We start from the raw sequence: 6,531 nt of genomic DNA, 5'->3' as shown, positions 1-6,531 counted from the left end.
ACTCGGCGCAAGGGGCATCATAAACTACGCAGGAACACAAAAGACAAACCCGGCCAATCAGCCAATCCGCCTCAATCCAAACGAAGCCGCAAACAATCCAAACCCGACAGCCAATGGGGCTTCCGGCGATAATCTTCTTAACCTGACCGATCCGGCAGGCCAGACCATAGCGGCCAGGACGCTAGGTCATCCGCCTTCCAGCCCCGACAAGGTGTATGTGCCCGCGGACGGAACGCAGCCGCTGCGCGGCGACGATCCCAGGGTGGCAGACAAGACCCATATCCTCGTCCGCGATCCGGATGGCGGGGAGGCTGCCGTCCTTCCCTGGATTAGGGGCGCTTCCAGCGAGCACTCGCCGCCCTCGAACGACGCGGCTCGTCCGACCGCCGTATACGATCCCGCCACGGGAGAAGTCGCGCTGTTGAACCTGCCGGACAATTCGCATGCCAATCCCGGCTATGAACCGCCTGTTTCGACACCGTCGGCACAGGCGGTGAGAAGCTTGACCACGGACGGGATCCCGTCCCTGACCGACAACTATCTCCACGCCATTGCGCCGAAGCACCTCGCGCAGCTCACCGAAGCCCAGATCAAGGCCTTCACGCCCGAGCAGATCGGCCGGCTGACCTATGACCAGCTTGCCGCGCTGCGGCCGAAACAACTCAAGGCGCTGAGCGGCGAGCAGTTGCAGGCCATCCGCCCCTCGCGGCTTGAAGCGATCAAGCCCGGCCGGATCGCCTATCTCAAGCCGGAGCAGGTGGCGGCATTCACCCCCGACCAGATTTCGGCGTTGACGCCCGAGCAGGTGGGCAAGATGACGGGACCGCAATGGGCGGCATTGGGCGAGGCCCAATTGCAGGCCTTCGGAGGCGATCAGCTGCGCACCGCAAGGCTGAAGATCATCTCCGGCCTCGAACCCGAGCGGTTCGCATCATTCACGCAGGCCCAGCTCGGAGAGCTGAGTTTCAATCAAATGGGCGCGGTGACCGGGGAACAGCTGAACGCCCTCGGCAAAAAGCAATTGAGGGCTTTCACCTCGGAGCAGCTTCAAGGGATTTCGCTTCCCACCATCGCGGATCTTGCCACGTTGACCGTGAGCAGGTTCCTGCCCAAGCAGACGGCTGCTTTTAGCCTCCGCCAGCTCAATACCTTTACGCCGGAGCAGACAAACGCACTCAGGTGGAACCAAAAACTAAAGATGTCGCCCGAGCAGACAAACATCCTTGGTGTGATGAACCCTTCGCTAGTGTTCGGATACACGGCGATCACGGCCGGCAGCGTCGCGTTCGGTTTCCTTCCGCCACAGGCACGTGAAGGTATCGGCGCGATGGCTTTCGGAATACGTGGGACGGGCATGTTCTTCAAGGCGGTTCGCCCGGAGGCCTTCACGCCCGACAAGCCAGGCGGCAGAATTATAAGGGTGATCGATGTTGCGACCTTCATTCCCAATATTGCCAACGGGGCGATCAATGTCGGGGATGCGCCGCTCATCAATTCCACGTATCAGGCCGGCAATCTCACATATGCCGGGAAGGCGCTTGAAGAGCTGCGGACTAAAAAAGCTGCTTTTCCTGCAACGGACAAAGCAGCACTTCCCCTCTACGCCGCTGGCAGCGTCGACTATACTTATGGATCATGGACAAACGGGGGATCGGACCTTTCCCCTATAATGCCCGATGCCGTCTCGGATACTATCGGCAGGATACCCGGCGGGGCCGATACCGTCGGCGGCGCTTTATTTACGGCGGGTTCGATCTATCTCGGGGTTGATGCTTTCCGTCCCTTATCGGGAAAAGGCCCGCGCATCGCGCTTGCGGTTACCTTCGGAGGCGGCCTCCTCGTGTTCAGTGCCCTGGAGGCTTCAAAATGGTGGAGCAATTACGTCGAGGATGCGTCACCGACGGATGACGTTGCGCCTGTCGACACCACGCCGCCCGAGGAGCCGACCGAGCCTCCGGTCGAGCCGCAAGACGAGCCCGGCGAGCCGGAGACGCCCGCGCCTCAACTCGTCGTCGTCGCACAGGACGGGCTCAACCTGCGCGGAGCGCCGACGACCGCTTCCGGTGAGGTTACGGTTCTGCATCCCGGAGCCCTGGTTCAGGAAACCGGCGAGCGGAGGTCGGACGATGCCGGCACCGAATGGGTGTCCGTCAGCGGATATGGCCTGGACGGCGAGCAATATGAAGGCTGGGTGGATGCCAGCTTCGTTTCTCCTCATGCCGACGGCTCGCAGGATGCCGAAGGGCGCTACAATCCCGAGCTGGAGAGCCAGGGCTACGAGTGGGTGAGCGTGGAAACGGGCCAGAGCATCGGCAGCATAGCCCGCGGCCATTCGGTCGACGTCAGCGATACGATCGTGCTCAACATGGACCACATCGTCAGCCCGCATCTCGTCTATGTCGGCGACCGCGTATATCTGCCGATGTCGCAGACCGTCTAGGAACTCGCGCCGCGGGGCGAGCCTCGGGCGCTGGCATAGGCTTCCGCGACATTAGCGGCGAGTTGGGCGGCCTGCTGCGCGACGGGGTTGGGAGGGTCTACGGGGAAGGAAGCCGTGAAACGGAGCGCCGAGGGCTGCCATTCGCAATCGATCGTCCGCAATCTTCCCGCCGCCACGTGATCGCAGACGACGTCGTGGGGCAGGGCACCGATCCCGAGCCCATCCAGCACCATTCGCAGCGATGCAGCCAGCGAGCCGGCGGGGAACAACCGCGGGGTTTCGTCGAACTCGCTGCTGAACTTGCGATGGAGCTCGCTGAAGGGCCGGGTCGCACGGGCGTAGGTGATGATCGGATGGCGCAGCAGTTCGGCCAGCGGGATCTGATTCCCTTCGGGAAAGTCGAGTTTGGGCGAGCAAACCCAGGTGAGAGGGAAGGGAGGTATCCCGATGTTCTCAATGCGATGCTCGGCAACAGGCCCCATGAGGATTGCCATGTCCAGATGACGGGCGGTCAGCTCGTTTTGCAGGCGCAGCGAGATATCCACCGTAAGGTCGACGTCGACCAACGGGTAGTCGTCGCGAAACCTCCTGAGGAAATCGGAAAGCCAGGTGTGTACGATCGTGTCGGCCACGCCGACTCGCAGGACACCTTCCACGGTTGCGGTGGAACTCGCCGTCATCTGGAGCCTTTCGGCCGCGCGAAGGGTTCGTTGAACCAGCGGCAGGACCTGCTGACCCTTGGCCGTCAGCTTCACATTGTTGTTCAGGCGCTCGAAAAGCCGGGCGCTCAGGGCCTTCTCCAGGCCGGCGATGCGGGTCGATATCGCTGGCTGGGTGGTGTTCAGCTTGATCGCCGCCTTACGGAAGCTGCCGAGCGCGGCCACCCAGAGAAAGGTCTCGAGCTGCTTTATGTTAAAGGGGATCATGAAGTCTCCATGCACCAGAGTCGTGATGGGGGCTTGCAATGCGTTTACGCGAAAATGCCGGTCGCACCAACCACCGATCGTTCTCGGCAGCTCAGCGCCGGACGACGACGTGCGCGCCGACCTTCACCTTCTCATAAAGATCCATGACGTCCTCGTTGGTCATCCTTATACAACCGGAGGAGGTCGCGGTTCCCACCGTCCAGGGTTCGTTGGTGCCATGGATGCGATAAAGCGTGCTGCCGATATAGAGGGCCCGTGCACCCAAGGGGTTGTTCGGCCCTCCAGCAACATGGGCGGGAAGCATGCGACCCTTCGCCGCCTCGCGCCGGCGCATCTCGTCAGGCGGCCGCCAGTCCGGCCATTCGCGCTTGTCGGAAACCCGATCGCTACCGGCCCAGGCGAAGCCTTCCTTGCCGACGCCCACCGCATATTTGAGAGCCGTGCCGTCGCCGAGGACATAGTAGAGCTGCCGCTTCGACGTATCGATCACGATCGATCCGCTTGGATGAGGCTCTTCGAACCTCACGATCTCGCGCGGAATTGGTGTCTGCGTCGGACGAGCCGCGACCGCAGGACGGATTTCTCGCGCCGAAGGCGAGACGACGTTTCTCGATGCGTCGAAACTCCATGTTCGCGGATCGTATCCCGAACCCGATTGGGCATGGGCGGTGACAACCCCCGCGAGAGCGATGCTCAAGGCGCCGATCAGGCCCATCGCCATGATGCGAGGCTGAACGGCTTTCCGGAGTTGAGCCTTTGCAACGTCTGAACCCATGCCGAACCTCCCGCGCCCCGAGCGGGGGAATGTACCAAAGTTTCACATCCATGCAACGATTGGAACTTTAGGTGATAGTTAAGTCCATTTGGACTTTCATTCCGACAATGTCCGCGATAGGATGTGATCACGACCGCAGGCTCAACAGGAGATTGTGCCGCCGGAAAACAGATCGAGACGTCTTATGCGAGGGTTGCGTGCGATCTAGTCCCGTCCTTTCCGTCATCCGCCGACAGGTCATGCGAGGACTGGTGGCAGGCGGCTGTCTTTGCGCTCTCGCATCTGCGGGCCTTTGCGCGGAGCCGCACTGGCCGGAGGGCGACTACACATACATTACCGTGGACCAGTCAGTAAGCGATGCCTTACGGGAATTCGGACGCAATGTCGGAATTCCCGTCAGGGTCAGCGACAAGGTCCAGGGGCGGCTGGGCGCCGGCATGCCGATCGGATCGGCGCAGGAATTCCTGGAATGGGTCGCTTCACGCTACGGGCTCGTCTGGTACTACGACGGGACATTGCTGCACATCGCCACCGAAGGCGAGGTTCGCACCGAGACGCTTCGGCATGCTCTGGACGATCCCGCGGGCGCGCGCAGGCAACTCGACGAACTCGGCGTGAGCGATCCCCGCTTCCCCGTCCGTTTTTCGGGAGGAGGCAATGTGGTGTCGATTTCCGGTCCGCCGGCCTATCTGGCCTCGGTCAAGAAATCGCTCGGCATCCTGTCGGAGCCGTCCGCGTCTGGACGCATGGTCGGGGGCGGCGATCGCGACGTCGTTTCGGTGCGTGTGTTTCGCGGCAAGCGCGCGGCTTCCGAGAACGTCCCGGTCCGCAATCAACAGTAAAGGAGACAGGCGATGCGAGTGGAGAATTTCGGAACCAACGCTCTTTCCCAGGCCGATCCCAAGGTGAAGGCTAAGGAATCCGCACTGCAGGCGCAGATGGAGAACCTTCTGGCAACCCATTCGAACGCCAAGCCGGAGCAGGCCGGTCAGGGTGGCGAGGCCGCGATGGAAGGCATACAGGGAACCCAAACCGACGAAGGCTGAGCCCCGAAGCCTTCGTCAGCAGACCAGGAGCGCATCATGGAAGCGACAGCCGGTGCAGTGCCCTCAAGCATGATGGCGCCGTCGGAAGTTCAGCAGGTTCAAAGCCAGGCGACCGAGCACCAGCTGTTCGATTATCTCGTCGCGCTTGAAAAGAACCTCGGCGGCGCGGCGCAGTTTACCGATCCGCTCGCCCTGGCAGGATCGGCGCTGAAAAATCTGGAAGGCGTCGCCCAGCAGGCGCAAGCCGCCTTCAAGGAAGCGCATATGAGCTTCCAGGCCAAGGCGGTCGAGGGTGCGCCGCAGGATACAGGCGAACCGGGCTCCCTGCATGGCGCGTCGGGTTCGAGCGGCGGCGAGCCGGCGAATGATATGGCGGTCAATCTCGATCGCGCGATCGCGGTCATGTGGGCGGCCTCGAACGTCTCGCTCGCGATCAACAGCATGACGGCGGCGACATCGTCCGCCAACACGCTGATCAAACAACAGTAAAGGCGATGGGATCTCGGTGAGAACGGTCTCTTTGCCGTCATTTATATCCGTCGGGATACGCCGAAGCCGTCTCGGCCTCATCCTTCTGGGCATTCTGTTTCTGCAGGCATGCTCGACGGAACTCTACACGGGTCTCGATCAGCGTCAGGCCAACGAGATCGTCGCGACCTTGATACGCAACGGAATCCCCGCGCAAAGGCGCGCCGACAAGAGCGGCCAGATGACGGTGACGGTCGAGAAGAGCCGGTTCGCCGACGCGATGGCGATCCTGGACGAAAGCGGGCTTCCGAAAACCGAATTCGCGACCCTCGGGGACGTCTTCAAGCGTGACGGTCTCGTTTCCTCGCCGATCGAGGAGCGTGCGGCGATGATCTATGGGCTGAGCCAGGAGCTTTCGCGTACGATCTCCGATATCGACGGCGTGCTGTCTGCCAGGGTGCATCTGGTGCTACCCGAGAATGACCCTTTGCGCCAGCGACTGGTCCCTTCGTCGGCATCGGTCTTCATTCGCCATCGCGACACGACCCCAATGAACGACTTCATCCCGCAGGTGAAGATGCTGGTGGCGAACGGAGTGGCGGGCCTGACCTACGACAACGTCTCGGTGGTGCTCGTTCCCGTCGAAGCGGCTGCGGAACCGATGCGCAACGATGTCGGCATGGCTTCCTTCTTCGGCCTTTGGCTACACCCGGACAGTCTGTCGCGCGCACGATGGCTGTTCTACGGGCTATGTATCGTGATCGTCGCGCTGGCCGGCAGGCTCGGCCTGCAGCACTGGCGGCAGCGGCGCGACGTCTATCATCTGGACACGGCCGTCACGGTGAAGAAGCCGTGATGGAAAGTGCTGATCGCGTC

At 62.0% G+C, this 6,531-nt stretch carries 7 protein-coding genes; 5 read left to right on the top strand and 2 right to left on the bottom strand.

All coding sequences use genetic code 11. The annotated features are described in order from the left end of the window. Positions 1-421: 421 nt before the first annotated feature. Complete coding sequence (locus XW59_RS28485; protein ID WP_136068557.1) at positions 422-2,440, top strand: SH3 domain-containing protein; 2,019 nt, start codon at positions 422-424, stop codon at positions 2,438-2,440. On the opposite strand, the gene XW59_RS28480 is transcribed toward XW59_RS28485, so the two are convergent. Together XW59_RS28480 and XW59_RS28475 are read right to left on the bottom strand one after the other, a co-directional pair. After that, entirely contained in the window at positions 2,437-3,366 is a 930-nt protein-coding gene (locus XW59_RS28480; protein WP_047149000.1) for a LysR family transcriptional regulator, read from the bottom strand. The genes XW59_RS28485 and XW59_RS28480 overlap by 4 nt on opposite strands. 91 nt (positions 3,367-3,457) lie before the next feature. Next, positions 3,458-4,141 carry a L,D-transpeptidase gene (locus XW59_RS28475; RefSeq protein ID WP_170990250.1) on the bottom strand — a complete coding sequence of 228 codons (684 nt, stop codon included), beginning with the start codon at positions 4,139-4,141 and terminating at the stop codon, positions 3,458-3,460. A 197-nt stretch (positions 4,142-4,338) separates the two neighbouring features. Here XW59_RS28475 and XW59_RS28470 point away from each other — a divergent pair, with 197 nt between their 5' ends. Genes XW59_RS28470 through sctJ form a run of 4 tightly spaced genes read left to right on the top strand, consistent with a single transcriptional unit; the run spans position 4,339 to position 6,511 of the window. Continuing rightward, positions 4,339-4,983, top strand: coding sequence for a type III secretion protein (locus tag XW59_RS28470; protein ID WP_246666261.1), 645 nt, complete (start codon positions 4,339-4,341; stop codon positions 4,981-4,983). Positions 4,984-4,995: 12 nt separating this feature from the next. Then, positions 4,996-5,187: a hypothetical protein gene (locus XW59_RS28465; protein WP_047148997.1), complete on the top strand. Its 192-nt coding sequence runs from the start codon at positions 4,996-4,998 to the stop codon at positions 5,185-5,187. A 36-nt stretch (positions 5,188-5,223) separates the two neighbouring features. Continuing rightward, on the top strand, positions 5,224-5,676 hold the full coding sequence (locus XW59_RS28460) for a hypothetical protein (RefSeq protein WP_136068555.1): 453 nt from the start codon (positions 5,224-5,226) through the stop codon (positions 5,674-5,676). 31 nt (positions 5,677-5,707) lie between these two features. Continuing rightward, complete coding sequence (sctJ, locus tag XW59_RS28455) at positions 5,708-6,511, top strand: type III secretion inner membrane ring lipoprotein SctJ (protein WP_246666260.1); 804 nt, start codon at positions 5,708-5,710, stop codon at positions 6,509-6,511. Positions 6,512-6,531 lie beyond the last annotated feature (20 nt).

It is taken from the genome of Aquamicrobium sp. LC103 (assembly GCF_001014615.2).
Lineage (GTDB): Bacteria > Pseudomonadota > Alphaproteobacteria > Rhizobiales > Rhizobiaceae > LBCQ02.
This window is presented reverse-complemented; position numbering and strand designations above follow the sequence as displayed.